This is a genomic window from Phytohabitans sp. LJ34, assembly GCF_052068095.1.
Taxonomy (GTDB): domain Bacteria; phylum Actinomycetota; class Actinomycetes; order Mycobacteriales; family Micromonosporaceae; genus Phytohabitans.
In genome coordinates this window covers 306,523-325,025 of the sequence record NZ_JBQHDG010000004.1, presented here as the reverse complement: position 1 = coordinate 325,025, position 18,503 = coordinate 306,523, and the positions used below count along the sequence as shown (strand labels likewise).

At 69.2% G+C, this 18,503-nt stretch carries 10 protein-coding genes; 7 read left to right on the top strand and 3 right to left on the bottom strand.

What is annotated here, in order from left to right; all coding sequences use genetic code 11:
- Nucleotides 1-81: 81 nt before the first annotated feature.
- The gene (locus ACTMTJ_RS09215) at nt 82-1,662 is read left to right on the top strand and encodes an amidohydrolase family protein (RefSeq protein ID WP_441215712.1); all 1,581 of its coding nucleotides are present in this window, start codon (nt 82-84) and stop codon (nt 1,660-1,662) included.
- Nucleotides 1,663-1,675: 13 nt separating this feature from the next.
- Here the strand turns inward: ACTMTJ_RS09215 and ACTMTJ_RS09210 are convergent, their stop codons facing one another.
- Entirely contained in the window at nt 1,676-4,108 is a 2,433-nt protein-coding gene (locus tag ACTMTJ_RS09210; protein WP_441215711.1) for a glycoside hydrolase family 2 protein, read from the bottom strand.
- A 237-nt stretch (nt 4,109-4,345) separates the two neighbouring features.
- On the opposite strand from ACTMTJ_RS09210, the gene ACTMTJ_RS09205 reads away from it, so the two are divergent.
- From ACTMTJ_RS09205 to ACTMTJ_RS09190, 4 genes are read left to right on the top strand one after another with little or no spacing between them, the layout of a single operon-like run.
- Nucleotides 4,346-6,028, top strand: coding sequence for an ABC transporter substrate-binding protein (locus ACTMTJ_RS09205; RefSeq protein ID WP_441215710.1), 1,683 nt, complete (start codon nt 4,346-4,348; stop codon nt 6,026-6,028).
- 10 nt (nt 6,029-6,038) lie between these two features.
- Complete coding sequence (locus ACTMTJ_RS09200) at nt 6,039-7,028, top strand: ABC transporter permease (protein ID WP_441215709.1); 990 nt, start codon at nt 6,039-6,041, stop codon at nt 7,026-7,028.
- A gap of 2 nt (nt 7,029-7,030) precedes the next feature.
- Nucleotides 7,031-8,806, top strand: a complete 1,776-nt coding sequence (locus ACTMTJ_RS09195) for a dipeptide/oligopeptide/nickel ABC transporter permease/ATP-binding protein (protein ID WP_441215708.1) — start codon at nt 7,031-7,033, stop codon at nt 8,804-8,806.
- Entirely contained in the window at nt 8,803-9,651 is an 849-nt protein-coding gene (locus tag ACTMTJ_RS09190; protein ID WP_441215707.1) for an ABC transporter ATP-binding protein, read from the top strand. The genes ACTMTJ_RS09195 and ACTMTJ_RS09190 overlap by 4 nt, the downstream gene beginning before the upstream one ends.
- A 3-nt stretch (nt 9,652-9,654) precedes the next feature.
- Here the strand turns inward: ACTMTJ_RS09190 and ACTMTJ_RS09185 are convergent, their stop codons facing one another.
- Nucleotides 9,655-10,896, bottom strand: a complete 1,242-nt coding sequence (locus ACTMTJ_RS09185; RefSeq protein WP_441215706.1) for an ROK family transcriptional regulator — start codon at nt 10,894-10,896, stop codon at nt 9,655-9,657.
- Nucleotides 10,897-11,076: 180 nt separating this feature from the next.
- Between ACTMTJ_RS09185 and ACTMTJ_RS09180 the strand changes: the two genes are divergently transcribed.
- Both ACTMTJ_RS09180 and ACTMTJ_RS09175 read left to right on the top strand, forming a co-directional pair.
- On the top strand, nt 11,077-12,582 hold the full coding sequence (locus ACTMTJ_RS09180) for a cellulase family glycosylhydrolase (RefSeq protein ID WP_441215705.1): 1,506 nt from the start codon (nt 11,077-11,079) through the stop codon (nt 12,580-12,582).
- A 66-nt stretch (nt 12,583-12,648) separates the two neighbouring features.
- Nucleotides 12,649-15,306: a cellulose binding domain-containing protein gene (locus ACTMTJ_RS09175; RefSeq protein WP_441215704.1), complete on the top strand. Its 2,658-nt coding sequence runs from the start codon at nt 12,649-12,651 to the stop codon at nt 15,304-15,306.
- A gap of 378 nt (nt 15,307-15,684) precedes the next feature.
- Here ACTMTJ_RS09175 and ACTMTJ_RS09170 read toward each other — a convergent pair whose 3' ends face one another.
- Nucleotides 15,685-18,468 (bottom strand): GH32 C-terminal domain-containing protein, encoded by a 2,784-nt coding sequence (locus ACTMTJ_RS09170; protein ID WP_441215703.1) that lies wholly within the window; start codon nt 18,466-18,468, stop codon nt 15,685-15,687.
- Nucleotides 18,469-18,503 lie beyond the last annotated feature (35 nt).

Genomic DNA, 18,503 nt, shown 5'->3' with positions numbered 1-18,503 from the left:
GCGCCGCGGTGAGGCGGACGGTTCATGCGGTTGTCCAAGATCAGTGACACGTCGGAAACCGCCGGTCCTTACCGTCCGGGCATGTTGATCACGACAAGGTCGGGCACCCCACCCGCGGACGGCCCCCCGGACGGTCCAGCAAACACGGCGGTCGTCGACGACTGCGGCCGCCCGTTGCCGGCCCACGGGCTCGGGCGCCGTACTCTGCTCGTCTCGGTCGGGGCGGCGGCCGCCGCTCCACTCGCCGCCGCACCGACCGCCGCCGCGGGTTCGCGCAAGCCGGACCTTGTTGGCGCCCGCAAGCCCGGCGAACGCCCCGGACGCGGCCACTACCTCATCAAGGGCGCCGCCCTGGTGTCCGTCGACCCTTTGATCGGCAACCGGGCCGTGGCCGACATCGAGGTCCGCGACGGCCGGATCATCCAGGTCGGCCGCCACCTGCGGGTCCGCGGCGCCCAGGTCATCGACGCGTCCCGAATGATCGCCATGCCGGGCTTCGTGGAAACGCACTACCACATGTGGAGCGCCTTAGGCCGCAACTTCGTCTCCACCGGGTTCGAGTACTTCGCCGCTAAATCGGCGACCGTCGCCGCGTACACACCGGACGACTTCTACCACAGCGTCCTGCTTGGACTCGTCGAATGCGCCAGCGCCGGCATCACCACGGTCAACAACTGGGCGCACAACGTACGCGGGCCCGAGTACGCCGACGCCGAGCTCCACGCCCACGCCGACGGTCTGGTCCGGGCCCGCTACTCGTACGGGCACCGCGACGGCCAACCGGCCACCCAGCCAATAGACTTCGCCGACATCGACCGGGTACGGGCCACCTGGTTCGGCCCAAAGTCACCCTTCGACGGACTGGTACACCTCGGCGTCAACCTGCGCGGCCCCGGCCAGCTGCAAAACTTCCTCGTCGAGATGACCGAGGTCAAGAAACGCCAGCTGCCCATCTCTGTGCATTCAGGTCAGGGACCGACCACGGCGGTACGCGCGGCGGACCTCGAGCGGATGGGCTTTCTCGGACCGGACTTCCTGCTGTGCCACGCCCTGCCGTTCGACGAGGCGGATCGGCAGGCGATGCTGCGGACCAAGGCGCCCGTGAGCTTCTCGGTCCACTCCGAACTGCGGCTGGGCACGGCCGGCGGCTTCCACGGTCAACTGCTGCGCATGCTGGCCGCCGGCATTACCGTCTCGCTTTCCTTCGACGCCAGCTCCCTCGCGCCGATCAACATGTTCGAGTCCATGAACGTGGCGTGGAACCTCGGCATCCCGTACCTCGGGACGGACACCGCCAACCTGCCGGCCGTCGTCTTCCATCAGGTCATCGAGATGGCCACCATCAACGGAGCACGCGCTCTCGGCCTCGATGCGACGACCGGCTCTATAACGCCCGGCAAGCGCGCGGACATCCTCCTGATCCGCGCCGACGACATCAACATCGCACCGATCGGCGACCTGGAATCCACCCTCGTCCGCTCCGCGACCCCGGCGAACATCGACACCGTCCTCATCGACGGCCGGATCGTCAAACGGAACCGGGAGATGGTCAGCCACGACGTCGACAAGGTGGTCCGCGACGCCGCACGAGCGGCACACGCGGTCCGCACCCGAGCCGGCGGCATCCTCACACCGACCAGCCCCACGCCGCCCGCCTTCTGATCCAAGCCGTCATCTACGCCAAGGCGTTGGCACAGCGGAGGATGTGAGGACGCAGCAAAGTGGACGGTTCGCGTAGGCTCGCCGATGTATGTACGAAGAAGCCGTGGGTTTCACCGGCCGTCAGCGAGATGAGCATGTCGTCGACGACCGCGTCGGGGGCCACCTTGTCGGCCAGCAGGGCGAGATCCCGGACGTACGAGGTGGCCCGTACGTCGACCCGGTAGCCGCGTGCCACAGGTGTGACCGTGGCCGTGAACGGCGCCGGGAGATACGCGAGGTCGCGGTCCTCGGCGAACAAATGGTGGGCACGGGCATCCCCAGCGGTCGCGACCAGCACCTCGCTTCGCACGTCGACGGGCTTGAGCAAGTCGTCGGCCAGATCCAGCAGGGCGGTTGACCTGGCCGGCACGCTGAGCGGCAGCTCAGCCGTGGCGAGCACGTCGCCGGCGAAGGTCTGTCGCGTCGCGAGGACCGTCCCCGTCCAGGGGCGGTCGTGGTCGTTGACCGCGACCAGGGTGGGCCTTCCGTCACGGGGCTGTACGGTCAGCAGGCGTGGCGCGAACGCATGCTTGATCGCGTAGTGGAGCGGCTTGGGTCGTCCGTCACTGTCCACAGCGGACCATGAGGTGACCGGCCAGCAGTCGTTGAGCTGCCAGACGAGGGCCCCCGCGGTCTGTGGCCACCACGAGCGAAAGTGTTCGATGCCGAAGGCCACCGCGCGGGCCTGGTTGAGCTGGGTCGCCCAGTGCCACTGCTCGAAGTCGTCCGGGACCGGCAGGTGGGGGGCGAGGCCGCGGTGCAGTTTGCCGTTGCCGTCATCGGCCTTCTGGTGGAGCAGGAACGCCGGTGAGGTGGGCGTCAGCGGCTGATCGTGGACCCATCGGGTAAGGGTGGCCCAGGTGGGTGGCCCCTGGAAGCCGAACTCGGCGCAGAACCGCGGGATGTGGTCGCGGTAGTGGGTGTAGTCCACCCGGTTCCAGACGTCCCATTCGTGGCGGGTGCCGTGGTAGGCGTCGTTGGGTGGCAGGTCGCCGGGGCTGTACGGGCTGCCGGGCGCGTACGGGCGGGTGGGGTCCAGCTCGGCGACGAGCTTGGGTAGCAGCTCGGTGTAGTAGCCGACGCCCCAGCTGCGCCCGTCCAGGCTGTCCTGCCAGCCCCAGTCGGTGTAGGCGACGAGGTTCTCGTTGTTGCCGTTCCACAACACGAGCGACGGGTGGGCAACGAGCCGCGTGATGTTCTCCCGGGCCTCGGCCTCGACCTCGCCGCGCAGCGGCTCCTCTTCGGCGTAGAACGCGCAGGCGAAGGGAAAGTCCTGCCAGACCAGCACGCCGCGTTCGTCGCAGGCGTCGTAGAAGTCGTCGGTTTCGTAGATGCCGCCGCCCCAGACCCGCAGCATGTTCATGTTCGCCTCGACGGCCTGGTCGATCCGGCGGGCCAGCCGCTCCGGGGTGATCCGGCTGAGGAAGTGGTCGTCGGGGATCCAGTTGGCGCCCTTGGCGAAGACGCGTTTGCCGTTGACGACGAAGGTGAACGGCGTACCGATCTCGTCCGGCTCGGTGTCCACGGTGACCGTGCGGAACCCGATCCGGCGCCGGTCGGTGTCCACCGGCTCGCCGTCGGCCAGGAGCGTGACGGTCAGCTCGTACAGCGGCTGGTCGCCGTAGCCGACCGGCCACCACAGCCGTGCGTCGGGCACGAGGACGGTGACGTGCGCGGCGTCGCCGGAGACCGTCACCCGTTCCGCGTGGTCGCCGACGGCCACGACCGCGGTGTAGTCGCGGTCGGAGGCGCGGTCCAGTTCCAGGTGTACGTCGACGCGGCCGGTGCCGCCGGCCTCGACGGTGACCAGGGGACGCACCTGGGCCAGGCGGGCGGTGTCCCAACGCTCCAGCCGTACGGGTTTCCACAGGCCGGCGGTCTGAAGGTCTGGTCCCCAGTCCCAGCCGAACGAGCAGGCCATCTTGCGGATGGCGTTGTACGGGTGGGGGTAGGCCCGCTGCCGCCAGCCGAGTCCCTGCTCCATCTGCTCGGCGTGGGTGAGCGCGGATCTCAGCGTAACGGTCAGGTCGTTGCCGCCGTCCCGCAGCGACTCCCGGACGTCGAACCGGTAGCCGCGGTGCATGTTGGCGGTGCGGCCGAGCACGTCGCCGTTCAGCTCGACGGTGGCGATCGTGTCGATGCCGTCGAAGACCAGCTCCACCCGCTCACCGGAGCGGGGCGCCTGCGCCGGGAACGCCGTCGTGTACTGCCAGTCGACGCGGTGCATCCAGGTCAGCGTCGCCTCGTTGCGGTCCAGGTAGGGGTCCGGGATGAGGCCGGCGGCCATCAGGTCGAGGTGGGTGCTGCCGGGCACTCGAGCAGGCACGTCCCGTCCCGCGAGCACGTCGGGCACCGGCCCTTCCACGGCGCGCAGGCGCCAACCATCGTGCAAGGTCTTGCGCATCATCCGCCCTCTCTTCGACGGTCGGCGGCAGTGGACGCGGGGTGACCCGAATCCTTACGCAGGCAAGTTAAGTAAGTCAACAGCCCTCGATCTCCGCCAGTTCTGCCGGAGCGCCAACGAACGCCGGACTCCTGCAAGTGCAGGTATTGACGACTTTCTTAGCCAACTTGATAATGGCCGCAGCGCGGGCTCCATGTCGTAGCACATCCCAGGAACACCGCACGTCGGGAGGACTTCGCGATGTTGTCGATGAAACGCGGCGCGAGCACGCGCGCCGCCGTGATACTGGCCGCCGCGGCGGCCGTTGCCGCAGGCTGCGGATCGTCGGGTACGTCAGCCCAGGGCGAGAGCCCGACGCTGGTCGCGTACACCGGCCAGTCCACCGACTATCAGATCAACTTCAACCCATTCGCGCCGACGGCCATCGGCGGGACGGGGACGATCTTCCAAACCCTGTTCTTCTACAACATCGTCCGCGACGACGAGCCAACACCGCGGCTGGGCACCCAGTTCGCCTGGAACGCCGACGGCACGCAGCTCTCGATCACGCTCCGGGACGGCGTCACCTGGTCCGACGGCGAGAGGTTCACCGCCGACGACGTGGTGTTCACGCTCGACATGATCAGCAAGCACAAGGGGATGAACAGCACCGGCTACGCCGGGCGGGCCACCGCGGTCGACGACACGCATGTGACCATCGCGTTCGACCAACCGTCGTTCGTGGACGGCCCATCGGTCCTGGGCAAGACGTACATGGTGCCGGAGCACAAGTGGAAGGACATCGCCGATCCGGCCGTCGCCGTGGTCGAGGATCCGGTCGGCACCGGTCCGTACCAGCTGGAGGAGTTCAAGCCGCAGGCGTACACGCTGAAGGCGAACCCGACCTACTGGGGCGGCGAGCCGGCGGTGAAGAAGATCCGCTACCTGGCGCTGTCCGGCAACCAGTCCGGAGCCACCGCACTCAAGGCCGGCCAGATCGACTGGCAGACCGGGCCGGTGCCGGACGTCAAGGACGTGGAGAAGCGCTATCCCGGCTACAAGGCCGTCATCACCCCGGTGAACCAGATCGTGCTGGTGACGTGCAGCAGCGCCGCCCTGGGCTGCCAGGGCCCGCAGACCGATCCGGCCGTGCGTCAGGCGATCTACCAGGCCATCGACCGCACCCAGCTCAACGCGCTGGCGTTCGAAGGCACCGGCCGCGACGTCTCACCCAGCTTCCTGCTGCCGGACCGGGACGGTGAGCTCATCTCCGGCAAGCTGCGGCAGCGGACCGCCCCGATGCAGCCGGATCCGGCCAGGGCGCAGCAGATCCTGGAGGGCGCCGGCTACGCCAAAGGCTCCGACGGCTTCTACGCCAAGGGCGGCAAGCCGCTGTCGCTGACGCTGAAGACGGTTTCCGGCTGGACCGACTACATCACCGCGGTGAACACCATCGGCCAGCAGCTCAAGCAGGCCGGCATCAAGCTCACCGCGCAGCAGCTGTCCTGGAACGAGTTCGTCGACGTCAAGGACCGCGGCCAGTACCAGCTGGTCATCGACTCGCTCTACCAGGGCCCGGCGCCGGACCCGTTCTACGTCTACAACTACTTCTTCAGCACCGCGCAGACCGCCAAGGTCGGCGCCAAGCCGGGCCCGAACGTCAGCCGCTTCTCCGACCCGCAGGTCGACCAGGCCCTCGAGGCGCTCAAGCGCATCAACCCCGCCGACGCCGCCGCGCGGCAGCCCCACCTGGAGACGATCCAGACCCGCATCGAGCAGGCGATGCCGTACATCCCGGTCCTCACCCAGGGCACGATCAACGTCTACCACGACGCCAAGTTCACCGGCTGGCCGACCGACGGCGACCTGTACGCCTTCCCGGCGGTCTGGGCGCATCCCGACAACGCGGAGGTCTACCTGCGGCTCAAGCCAGCCGGCAAGTAAGTCCGGGCCGATGCGGTACTACCTGCGCAAGCTCGCCTTCTACCTGGTCGCACTCTGGGCCGCGGTGACGTTGAACTTCTTCATCCCGCGGATGATGCCGGGCGACCCGGTGGACATCCTCATGGCAAAGCTCCAGCAGCGCGGCGGCGGCGTCGACCCGTCCGCCCGCCGGGCGTACGAGCTGCTGCTCGGCACCGACTCGGACGAGCCGCTGTTCCGGCAGTACCTGTCGTACCTGGGCAACCTGGTGCGCGGTGACTTCGGGATCTCGGTGAGCGACTTCCCGACGCCGGTCTCGACGGTCATCGCCACCTCGCTGCCGTGGACCGTCGCGCTGGTGGGGATCGCGACGGTCCTGGCGGTCCTGTTCGGGATCGTGCTGGGCGTTTTCGTGGGGTGGCGGCGCGGCACCTGGCTGGACTCGCTGGTGCCCGCCACCACCGTGCTCTCCGCGGTGCCCTACTTCTGGCTGGCGCTCATCCTGGTCGCCGTGCTCGGGTCCGCGCTGGGCTGGTTTCCCCTCCTCGGCGGGTACGACGTCGTCCTCACCCCGGGCTGGAACGCCGACTTCCTCGGCTCCGCCCTCTACCACGGCGTCCTGCCCGCACTGACGATCGTGATCTCCTCGGTCGGCGGCTGGCTGCTGGGCACCCGAAACATGATGGTCTCCACCATGGCCGAGGACTACGTGCTCACCGCCCGCGCGAAAGGCCTGCGCGAGGGGCGCATCATGATCTGGTACGCGGCGCGCAACGCGGTCCTGCCGTCGGTCGCCGGGTTCGCCATCTCTCTCGGCTTCGTCGTGGCGGGGTCGATCGTCACCGAGCAGGTCTTCGCCTACCCCGGCATCGGTTCGAAGCTGCTGCAAGCGGTGCAGAACAACGACTACGCGCTCATGCAGGCCATCTTCCTGGTCATCACGGTCGCGGTGCTGGCCGCCAACCTCGCCGTCGACCTGCTCTACGGCATCCTCGACCCCCGCACCCGGACCGGCGGTTGAGGATGACCAACCTCAGTCCCGACCTGCTGGAGCCGCGACCGAGCGCCGGCTGGCGCAACCTCGTGCCCCGCTGGTCTCCCAAGCTCGCCGTCGGATCCGCGCTCATCCTCGCGATCACCGTTTTCGGTCTCGTCGGGCCGCTGCTGGTCGGCGACCCGGACCGGATCGACAACATCGGCCTGACGCCACCGGGCGGCGGGCACCTGCTCGGCACCACCCAGACCGGTCAGGACGTGCTCGCCCAGATCGCCTATGCCACCCGGGGATCGCTCTACATCGGCTTCCTCGTCGGCGTCATGGCCACATTCCTGTCCGCGCTGTTCGGCATCGTGGGCGCCTACGTCGGGGGAGTGGTCGACGAGGCGTTCTCGCTGTTCTCCAACGTGATGCTGGTGATTCCCGGCCTGCCCCTGGTGATTGTGATCTCCGCGTTCGTGCCGCCGGAGCAGCGCGGTGCGTGGACCATCGCGCTGGTACTGGCGATCACCGGCTGGGCGGCCTCGGCCCGGGTGCTGCGCGCTCAGACCCTGTCCCTGCGCGGTCGGGACTATGTGCTGGCCGCCCGCGTCGCCGGGGAGCGACCCTGGCGGGTCATCGGCGTCGAGATCCTGCCGAACCTGTTGCCGCTGCTCGCGTCCCAGTTCGTCTTCGCGGTCATCGCCGCGATCCTCAGCGAGGCCGGCCTGTCGTTCCTGGGCCTGGGCGCCTCGTCATCCTCGACGCTCGGCACGATGCTCTACTACGCGCAGAACGGCTTCGCCCTGCAACGCGGCGCCTGGTGGTGGTTCGTGCCGCCCGGTCTCGTCATCGCCCTGTTCGGCTGCGGTCTGGCCCTGGTCAACTTCAGCATCGACGAGATCATCAATCCGAAGCTGCGGGACCTGCGCCGGCGCGTCGGCACCGTGGCCCGGCAGACCACCGTCCCTGTGCCGAGCCCCAGTGCCGACGAGGTGCTCACCTTGACCGGCCTATCCGTGACGTACCAGGGCGAACGCCCGGTGCACGCGGTGCGGGACGTCTCTCTGACGCTGCGCCGCGGCGAGATCTTCGGCCTGGCCGGCGAGTCGGGCTGCGGCAAGACCACCCTCGCGTACGCGGTCAACCGGTTGCACCGCCCGCCCGCTGAAGTCACCGCCGGATCCGTGACCTTCCACGACCGCGCGGACGGCGACCTCGACGTACTCGCCTTGACGCCGCGGCAGCTGCGCACCTTCCGGTGGTCGAAGCTGTCCATGGTCTTCCAGGGCGCCATGAACGCGCTCAACCCGGTCCTCACCATCCGGGCGCAGATGGAGGACGTGCTCACCACCCATCGGCCGGCGATGTCCCGCGCGGCGCGGCGGGCCCGCTGCGCCGAGCTACTCGCGCTGGTCGGCGTCGACCCGCGGCGGTTGCGCTCCTACCCGCACGAGCTGTCCGGCGGGATGCGGCAACGGGTGATGATCGCCATGGCGTTGCTACTCGACCCGCAGGTCGTGATCCTCGACGAGCCGACCACCGCGCTGGACGTGGTCGTGCAACGCGGCATCCTCCGGGAGATCATGCGGCTTCGCGGGGAGCTCGGCTTCGCCGTCCTGTTCATCACCCACGACCTGCCGCTGTTGCTGGAAGTCGCCGACCGGATCGCCATCATGCTCGACGGCGAGATCGTGGAGTACGCGCCCGCCGAGGACATTCGGGACCGGCCACGGCACGCGTACACCCGGCGGCTGCTCGACTCCTTCCCCAGCCTCACCGGCGAGCGCGGGGGCTTCGTGCGATCCGGGGGTGCGCCGTGACGACGCTGGAGGTGGCGGATCTGGTCAAGGACTTCCGCATTCGCGGCGGTCTGCGCCGCGCCCGGCTGCGGGCCGTGGACCACGTCTCGTTCACCCTCACCCCGGGCCGCACGGTAGCGCTGGTCGGCGAGTCAGGATCGGGCAAGTCCACGATCGCCCGGATCATCGCCCGCCTGGAACGGCCCACGAGCGGCCGGGTCATCCTGCGGGGGCCCGGCGGCGCAGCGGTGCCCAACCGCGGCTACCGGCACCACGTGCAGATGGTGTTCCAGGACCCGTTCGCCTCGCTGAACCCGTTCCACAGCATCGCCCACCACCTGGCCCGCCCTCTGCGGCTGCACGGCCACACTCACACACGAGCGCAGACCTGGTCGGCGGTGGTAGAGCTGCTGGAGCGGGTCAACCTCCCAGCCAGGGACATCGCGCACCGCCGGCCGCACGAGCTGTCCGGCGGCCAGCGCCAGCGGGTCGCGATCGCCCGCGCGTTGGCACCTGGCGCGACCGTCATGGTGGCGGACGAACCGGTGTCCATGTTGGACGTCTCGATCCGGCTGGGCGTGCTCAACCTCCTGGCCCGCCTGCAACGCGAGCAGGACCTCGCCGTCCTCTACATCACCCACGACCTGGCGACCGCGCGGCACTTCGCCGACGACATCCTGGTCCTCTACCGCGGGCGGGTGGTCGAGCGGGGCCCGGCCGACGAGGTCATCCTCAACCCGCGACACCCCTACACCAAGCTGCTGGCCGCGGCGTCGCCCGATCCGGCCGCGCGAGGCCGGTCCTTCGACGTCGACCCGGCCGAGGTGGTCACGGCCGGCAGCGCACCGCCGTACGAGCACAGGTAGAGGTCAGGATGCGGGCACCGGGCGTGCGTCCTCTGGCCGCGGATTGCCGAGGGTCAGCTCACTTTGCAAGACGAGGACCGCCCCGCCGATCGCCGCCGCGTCAGACCCGTTGACCGACGGCACGACCCGCACCCGGTGCGCCCGCCGCGCGAACATGCGGCGGTCCACCTCCTGCTGGATCACCGACTGGTAGATCGAGCCCGCGACCGCGAAGCTCGGCCCGGCCAGCACGATCGTGTCCACGTCGAACAGGCTCGTCATGGTGACGGCGGCAGCGCCCAGATAGCGGGCCGACTGCTCGACCAGGCCCCGGGCCTCGGCATCGCCGGTGTTCGCGGCGGCCGCGATCCGCGCGAACTCGGTGAGGAAGTCTGCCCCGGCCGGGTCGAGCGCCAGCCGCTGGGCCAGCCCCGGCGTCGCTACGGCCTGCCGGACCAGAGCCGACGGGCCGGCGTAGTTTTCCAGGCAGCCGACGTTGCCGCACGGGCACTCCTCGCCGTGGACGTCGATCGAAATGTGGCCGATCTCCACGCTGTTGGAGGAGCTGCCCCGATAGACCTCGCCGGCCACCACGACGCCACCGCCGATCCCGGTGGCCATGTAGATGCAGCCATAGGTGCTGCGCGGGTCCACCGCTCCCATCCAGTACTCGCCGATGGCCGCCGCCGCGGCGTCGTTGTCGAGCACGACGGGCAATCCGACGCTCTCCGCGAGCCGCCGCGCGACCGGGTAGTCGAGCCAGTCTTCGGTGGGCTGCGGGGTCAACAGCACACCCGCGCGCCGGTCCTGCGGGCCGTAGCTGACCAGGCCGATCCCGAGTACCTTGTCGCGGTCGACGGCCGCCGTGGCCAGCAGTGCCTCCACCTGCGAGGCCACCAGCGACAGCGCCTGCTCCGGCGGCGACAGCGCCGCGCCCTGGAACGAGGTCCGGGCGACCTGCCGGCCGGCCAGGTCGACGACGACGATGACGCACGTGTTGCGCTCGAGCTGGACACCGACGCTGTAGCGGGCCAGCGGGTTGAGCTGGACCATCGTGCGTGGCTTGCCACCTGTCGGCGCACCCCGGCCGACCTCGACGACCAGGCCGTCGCCCATGAGCTCGCGCACGACCTCGGAGATCGTCGCGCCGGTGAGCCCGGTCGCCGTCGCGAGCTCCACCCGGCTGATCGTGCGCGCCGCCCTGATCAGATCCAGGACCAGGCCACGGGTCTTCGGCCGGCTGGCCCAGATCGGGCTGCTCGCCACGTCCCCTCCCCTACGCGTCGGCTTTGCCAGGCTACTTTACTTACCGCGTTGCGCGATTGCCTGAGCCCGGCTGCCCTGCCGTGCCACACCCGACTATGCGGTGGGTTGACTTTCGTAATCAACATAATAAAGATGGCAGCAGCGCTCCCATCGATCTCTCGCGATACCTAGGGAGATCAGATGAAACATCGTCATGCACTGCTGGCCGTCGGCGCTGCCGGCGCGCTGGCACTGGGTGGCATGGCAACGGCTACCCTTCCCGCCTCGGCGGCCGCGTCCGGCTGTTCGGTCACGTACACGGTGCAGAGCCAGTGGCCGAGCGGGTTCACCGCGAATGTGGCCATCACCAACCTCGGCTCGGCCGTGACGAGCTGGACGCTCGGCTTCGACTTCCCCAACGCCAGCCAGCGCGTCACGCAGGGCTGGAGCGCGACCTGGACACAGTCCGGCGCCCGGGTATCCGCGGCCAGCATGGGCTGGAACGGGTCACTGGGCACCGGCGCGTCCACCTCGGTCGGGTTCGTCGGCTCGTGGAGCGGCGCCAACCCGGTCCCGGCGTCGTTCGCGCTCAACGGCACCACTTGCACCGGGTCGGTGACCACGCCGACCGCCAGCCCGACCACCGCCAGCCCCTCACCGACCGCTACCACGCCCCCGCCGAGCGGTCCGGCGCCGAAGCTGCGCGTGTCCGGCAACAGGATCCTCGCGGACGGCAAGCCGTACCGGCTGCTGGGCGTGTCCCGGTCCAGCGGCGAGTTCGCCTGCGTGCAGGGCAAGGGCATGTGGGACTCCGGGCCGGTCGACCAGGCCTCCGTGGATGCGATGAAGACCTGGAACATCCACGCCGTCCGCATCCCGCTGAACGAAGAGTGCTGGCTGGGCGTCAACGGCTCTCCCAGCGGCGCCACCTACCAGCAGGGCGTCAAAGAGTACGTCAACCTGCTGGTCGCCAACGGCATCAACGTCATCCTCGACCTGCACTGGAACTGGGGCGCCTATACCAACAGCCCGGACTGGCACTGCAAGGACGCGGCCGCCGTCTGCCAGAAGCCGATGCCGGACGCGCGGTACGCCCCGCAGTTCTGGACCGGCGTCGCGAACGCCTTCAAGGGCAACGACGCCGTCGTCTTCGACCTGTTCAACGAGCCCTACCCGGACATGCCCGCCGAATGGAACAAGACCCTGGGCTGGCAGTGCCTTCGTGATGGCGGCACCTGCACCGGCCTCCCGTACGAGGCGGCCGGCATGCAGGACCTGGTCGACGCGGTCCGGGCCACCGGCGCCACCAACCTGCTCATGGTCAGCGGTCTGGAGTGGACCAACGACATGCGGGAGTGGCTGGCATACAAGCCGAACGACCCGCTGAACAACATCGCCGCGTCCTGGCACGCCTACAGCTTCAACGCGTGCGCCAGCGAATCCTGCTGGGACACCCAGATCGCCCCGCTCGCCCAGCAGGTACCGGTCGTGCTCGGTGAGTTCGGCCAGGACAACTGCGGCTTCGACTACATGCAACGCCTGGTCACCTGGGCCGACGCACACGACCTCAGCTACCTGGCCTGGACCTGGAACCCATGGGGATGCACCAGCGGCGCGGTGCTCATCAAAGACTGGACCGGCACCCCAGAGGCCGGTGTCGGCGAGGGCTTCAAGGCCCACTTGCTGACCCAGAACCCGTACGCGTAGCACGCACCGGCGGTGGCCTCTGCCGGTCGGGCATCGGCCGAGGCCACCCTCCAAAAGGAGACCCTCATGCGCAAGAAGCTCGCCGGCGCGCTATCAGTCGCGTTGGCCGCGGGCGCGACGGCGGTCGCTCTGGTCACGATGAATGCCCCGAGCGCCAGCGCAGCCACGTCCGTGCCGTACTCCTGGAGAAACGTCCGCCTCGACGCAGGCGGATTCGTCTCCGGCATCGTCTTCAACCCGACCGAGCAGAACCTCATCTACGCGCGCACCGACGTCGGCGGCGCGTACCGGTGGAACCAGAGCACGAGCAGCTGGACGCCCATGCTGGACTGGGTCGGCTGGGACCGCTGGGGCTGGAACGGCGTGCTGAGCCTGGCCAGCGACCCGGTCAACCCGGCCCGGGTGTACGCCGCCGCGGGCATGTACCTCAACAGCTGGGATCCCAACAACGGCGCGATACTGCGCTCCGCCGACCGGGGCGCCACGTGGCAGGTCACCGAGCTGCCGTTCAAGGTGGGCGGCAACATGCCCGGACGGGGGATGGGTGAACGCCTGGCCGTGGACCCGAACAACAACAACGTGCTGTACTTCGGCGCCGAGGCCGGTCAGGGCCTGTGGCGCAGCACCAACGCCGGCGTGACCTGGTCGCGGGTCACGAATTTCCCCAACGCCGGCACCTACGTGCAGGACGCGGCCGACCCCAACCAGTACCTGACGTTCAACCAGGGCGTGGTGTGGGTCGCGTTCGACAAGGCCAGCGGGACCTCCGGCAGCACGACGCCCGGCATCTACGTGGGCGTGGCCGACCTCCAGAACACTGTGTACCGCTCCACCAACGGTGGGTCCACATGGGAGCGGGTCGCCGGCCAGCCGACCGGCGCGTTCGCCCACCAGGGCGAGGTCGCCGGCGGCGCGCTGTACATCGCGACCAGCGACAAGGGCGGCCCGTACGACGGCGGCACCGGCGCGGTGTCGAGGTACCAGATCTCCACCGGCACCTGGACGGACATCACCCCGCCCACGCCGGGTGGCGGCGACAACTGGTACGGCTTCTCCGGCCTGTCCGTCGACAAGCGGGCCACCAACACCGTCATGGTCACCGGCTACAGCTCGTGGTGGCCGGACACGTTCATCTTCCGCAGCACCGACGCCGGCGCGACGTGGCGATCCTTCTACGACTTCGCGGGCTCGAACCGCACCAACCACTACAACCTCGACATCAGCTCGGTGCCGTGGCTGACGTACGCCGCCCAGCCCTCGCCGCCGGAGCAGGCACCGAAGCTCGGCTGGATGACCGAGGCGCTGGAGATCGACCCGTTCAACTCCAACCGGATGATGTACGGCGGCGCCTCGGTCTACGGCACGACGAACCTGACGGCGCTGGACACCGGCGGCACGGTCAACCTCGCGCCGATGGTGCGAGGCATGGAGTCGAGCGTCGTCACCGATCTGGTGAGCCACCCGAGCGGACCGCTGTTCTCCGGCCTGCTCGACATCGGCGGGTTCCGGCACACGAACCTCGACGCCGTGCCGGCCCTGATGTACACGCCGTTCATGAGCGCGGTCACCAGCCTCGACTACGCCGAGAGCAATCCGATGTGGATGGTCCGCGTCGGCCAGACCGACCGTACGAACTCGGCGAACATCGCGTACTCCACCGACGCGGGAGCGAACTGGTTTCAGGGCAGCGTGCCCAACGGCGCGCAACGCGGCCATGTGGCCATGAACGCCAACGCCAGCCGCGTCGTGTGGAGCAGCGAAAACGCGGGCGTGTTCTTCTCGACCAGCGTGGGCGGCTCGTTCAGCCAGTCCAGCGGCTTGCCGAACCAGGCTCGGGTCGAGGCCGACCGGGTCAACGCGAACAAGTTCTACGGGTTCTCGGGCGGCACGTTCTACGTGAGCACCAACGGCGGGCAGAGCTTCACCGCGGCCGCGACCGGCCTCGGCTCGACCGGCCAGTTCAAAACCACGCCCGGCGTCGAGGGCGACATCTGGCTCGCCAGCGACACGGGTCTCTACCACTCGACCAACTCCGGCTCGACCTTCGGCAAAATCGCGGCGAGCTCGAGCGCGGTCAGCATCGGATTCGGCGCGCCGGCTCCCGGCCGCACCGACCCGGCGCTGTACACGATGGCCACGATCGACGGTGTCCGGGGCGCGTACCGGTCCAACGACACCGGGGTCAGCTGGGTGCGGATCAACGACGACCAGCACCAGTACGGCAACGCCGGCCAGGCCATCACCGGTGACCCAAGTGTCTACGGCCGGGTGTATCTCGGCACCGACGGGCGCGGCGTACTCGTGGCCGATCCCAACGGTCCGCCGACAAGCAGCACGACATCGCGTCCGCCGACGACCACCATGTCCCCACCGCCCACGACAACGTCGCCGCCGCCTACGGGCACGGATGGCTGCTCGGCCACGTTTGTACGGATGGGCCAGTGGGGGACCGGCAGCGGCGGCTTCCAGGGCGAGGTCCGGGTCGCGAACACCGGAACGACCGGCACCACGAGCTGGACGGTGACCATGGCCTTCGCCAACGGCCAGACCCTGTCCCAGATCTGGGGCGGCCGGACCACGATCCCCGGCAGCAGTCCGTACACCGTACTCAACGAAGGCTGGAACGGCGCGCTGTCACCCGGCCAGACGGCGACGTTCGGGTTTGTGGGCAACTGGAACGGAGCCAACAACCCACCCACGGTGACCTGCGCCCGCAAGCCGTAGGGGGCGCCCTTGACCCCGGTGGCGGCGATGCTGTTCAGGGTGCGTGCCCACGGAAGCCGGTTCTGCCTCCGGCACCCGTGGGCACGGGTCCGATCCGCCCGCGTCACCGCCTTCCGTGTGGGGTCGACCGCCGGCTGAGGCCGGCCGGGGAGGTGGCGGCTGGCTGACCGGCCGCCCGAACTGGAATCGAACGGTGCGCCGTGGTGCGTCGCCATCGCACCATGGCGCCCCGCCCGCCGTTTGCCTGAATCCCTTTGCCCAAACGTTTTGGCTTCGTGCTTAGGTTGACTTTGCTCTCCGACTGCGACGAAGTCAAGAGCCTGTTACGCGCTCGTTGTGGTGACCCCGAAGTTACGTCCATTCTGGACGGCCGGTGCCTCAGCCGTAGGCGGGGTTCATCTGCCATACCTTGAGGTTCTTCACGGTCACGTTCGCCTCGGCCCATAGTTGCAGGCCCAGGGAGTCGCCTCGGAACGGGTAGACGCGGCTGGTGATGGCGCGGCGTCCGTTGGCGTATGCCTCGATCATCGACTTGTCGAGGTAGATGTCGAGTTTGAGGTTCTGTCCGGCCAGGTTCAGCGGCCCGCCCTGGACGCCGAGGTTGCCGAAGAGGCTGGAGTTGTTGCCGGACCTGGTGCGGTCGATGGAGAGGGTTCTGGTCGCGGTGTCGTAGAACAGCAGGGTCTCTTCCTCGCCGCCGGGGCTTCGGCGCAGTTTGACCCCGTAGCGGCCGGTGCCGCCCGCGGCGAGCTCGAGGCTCAGGTGCAGCATGTCACCGCGGACGCCGGCCAGTTGCTGGTTGGCGGCCTCGATGGAGGTGTCGGACGTGATGGACACCGGCGGGTTGGTTGTCGTGTGCAGGGTGGTCAGCTCGGGCAGTGGCTGGACGGCGACGTCGCCGTCCGGGCCGAGGGACAGCACGATGGGCAGGCCGGCGTTGTGCGCCCATCCCGAGTCGTAGTGGGCGCGCTCGGTGCGCTTGTCCTGGGCGATGGAGAACACGACGGAGCGGCCCTGCTGGTCGACGAAGCCGCTGGGGCCGGTGAAGTGTTCGCCGTAGTCGAAAAGGCGCGGGGCGGTGCTGTCCGGGGTGAAAGTGCGGGTGGTCGGGTTCCAGGCGCCGATCCAGTACCACACGTACTTGACGTTGTGTTCGGTGCCGTAGCTCCACATCGGATTGGTCAGCAGGATGTGCTTGCCGCCGCCGAGGGGCAGGAACACGGGCAGCTCCCACACCTGGCCGGTTCTGGGGTAGGCGTTGACGTCGCCGACCATCAGCGGGCCGGAGTAGGTCCAGTTTCTGGCGTCGGCGGAGGTGTAGAGCAGGGCGGTGCCCCCGACGTCGCCGCCCGAGCTGGTCTGCACGCCGGAGCCGACGAGCTGAAACCAGGTGTTGCCTTCCCGCCAGACGAACGGGTCGCGAAAGTCGCCGTAGCGGACCTTGCGGCCGGCGCCGACGTCCAATGTGGGGGACTGCACGGTGACCGGCGCGGGGTCCATGGTCCAGGTGTTCAGGTCGGTGTCGCCGGGTCCGCCGCTGCCGCGGGCGACGCCGGTGCGCTGGTTGGGGAAGACCGAGTCGTCGCCGGCCGTGATGAACAGCAGCGGCCTGCCCGAGGCGTCGACGGCGGCGCTGCCGGTCCACACGCCGTCCGGTGCTACCGACCCGGCGGTGGGTACCAGTGCGACCGGGGTGTCGCGCCAGTGCACCATGTCCGGGCTGACGCCGTGTCCCCAGCTGATGTTGTGCCAGTAGGGGCCGTGCTGGTTGTGCTGGTAGAACAGGTGGTACTGCCCGCCGGCGTACACCGGGGCGTGCGGCTCGTTCATCCAGTGTTCGGGCGGCATGAAGTGGTACTGGGGACGATAGATGTCCCCGTCGTAGCGGCTGCGGCGCATCGCCAGGTCGGGGGTCGGCGCGGCCGGCACCGCCTGGTAGGCGGCGGTCACCTCCGCCGGGCCGAGCGCCCGCCGGCGCAGGCTCACCTCGTCGATGAGCCCGGCGAACATGTTCACGGTGAAGGTGCCGTTGATGACCACGCCCTGGTTGTGCCGTCCGATCTGAAGGTTGCCGGGATACGGGGTGATGCCGCCGGCTGGTGTGCCGAGACTCCCGGCCGGCGTCCCGTCGAGGTAGAGCCGCATCGTGCGGGTCGCGGCGTCGAAGGTGGCGACCAGGTGGTGCCATCGATCGCGGCGCAATGGCTTGGCGGAGTCGGCCCACAGCGACTGCCAGGTCCCGGCGATGCCGGCCTGGAACGACCAGGCGCCGTGCCGGCCCACGCCCAGGATGAAACCCTGTCGAGCGGCCTCGTCGTGCTGGTCGACGATCGCGGACAGCTTGCGGTCGTCGCCCCACTCGAAGGCACGCGGCGCGACCCACGCCTGCACGGTCAGCGCCTGCGTCGGGGTGTCCAGCCCGGAACGGGTCAGCCAGGTGGAGTACCCGTCGAACAGCAGTGCATTGGATACCACGCCCGGGCGTCGCTGCGGCGGCGAGGAGGGCTTGTAGACGGCGTTGTTGAATACGTAGTTGATCGGATCGTCCCGGCCGGCGACGCTGTCCCGGGCCACCGCGCCGCCCGGCTCGTCAAACGACCAGTGCGCGACCAGGTCGCCCGGTGCGGGCTCGTCCAGGCGCACGTCGTCGAGGTTGAGGTGGCCCCAGCCGCCGGTGGCGGTGTCGACCGCGCGTAGGTAGAGGGTCTGTCCGATGTGGGCGGAGGCGTCCCAGGTGACGCGGTGGTAGTTCTCTTCGTTGCGGCCGGTGGCGCGGAACAGGATCGCGCCGTCACCGGCCCGTACGAGTGCCAGGTAGAGGTTGGTGGTGTCGTTGCCGCCGCCGAGCAGGAAGCTGACCTGCCCGGAGCCGCCCAGCTCGAACTGACTGGATGTCAGCGTCCCGGTGGCCGCGTCTCCGGCGGTGCGGTGACCCCAGACATGGGATGCGCCTTGCTGGCCGAAGCAGCACCCCCAACCCCAGCCGGTGTCCTTCGTGACCGCGTGCGTGAAGGTGGTCCCGGTGGCGGTCCAGCCGGACAGGTCGCCGGTCTCGAAGTCGGCGTTGACGATGTCGGCTGCGGCCGCGGATGCCGGTGCGGGCAGCGCGACTGGGTGGAGCAGGAGCAGGACAGCGACGGCGGCGCCGGTCAACCGTCTCATCACGACCGTCCTTTCCGAGAAGGGAAATGTGTCGG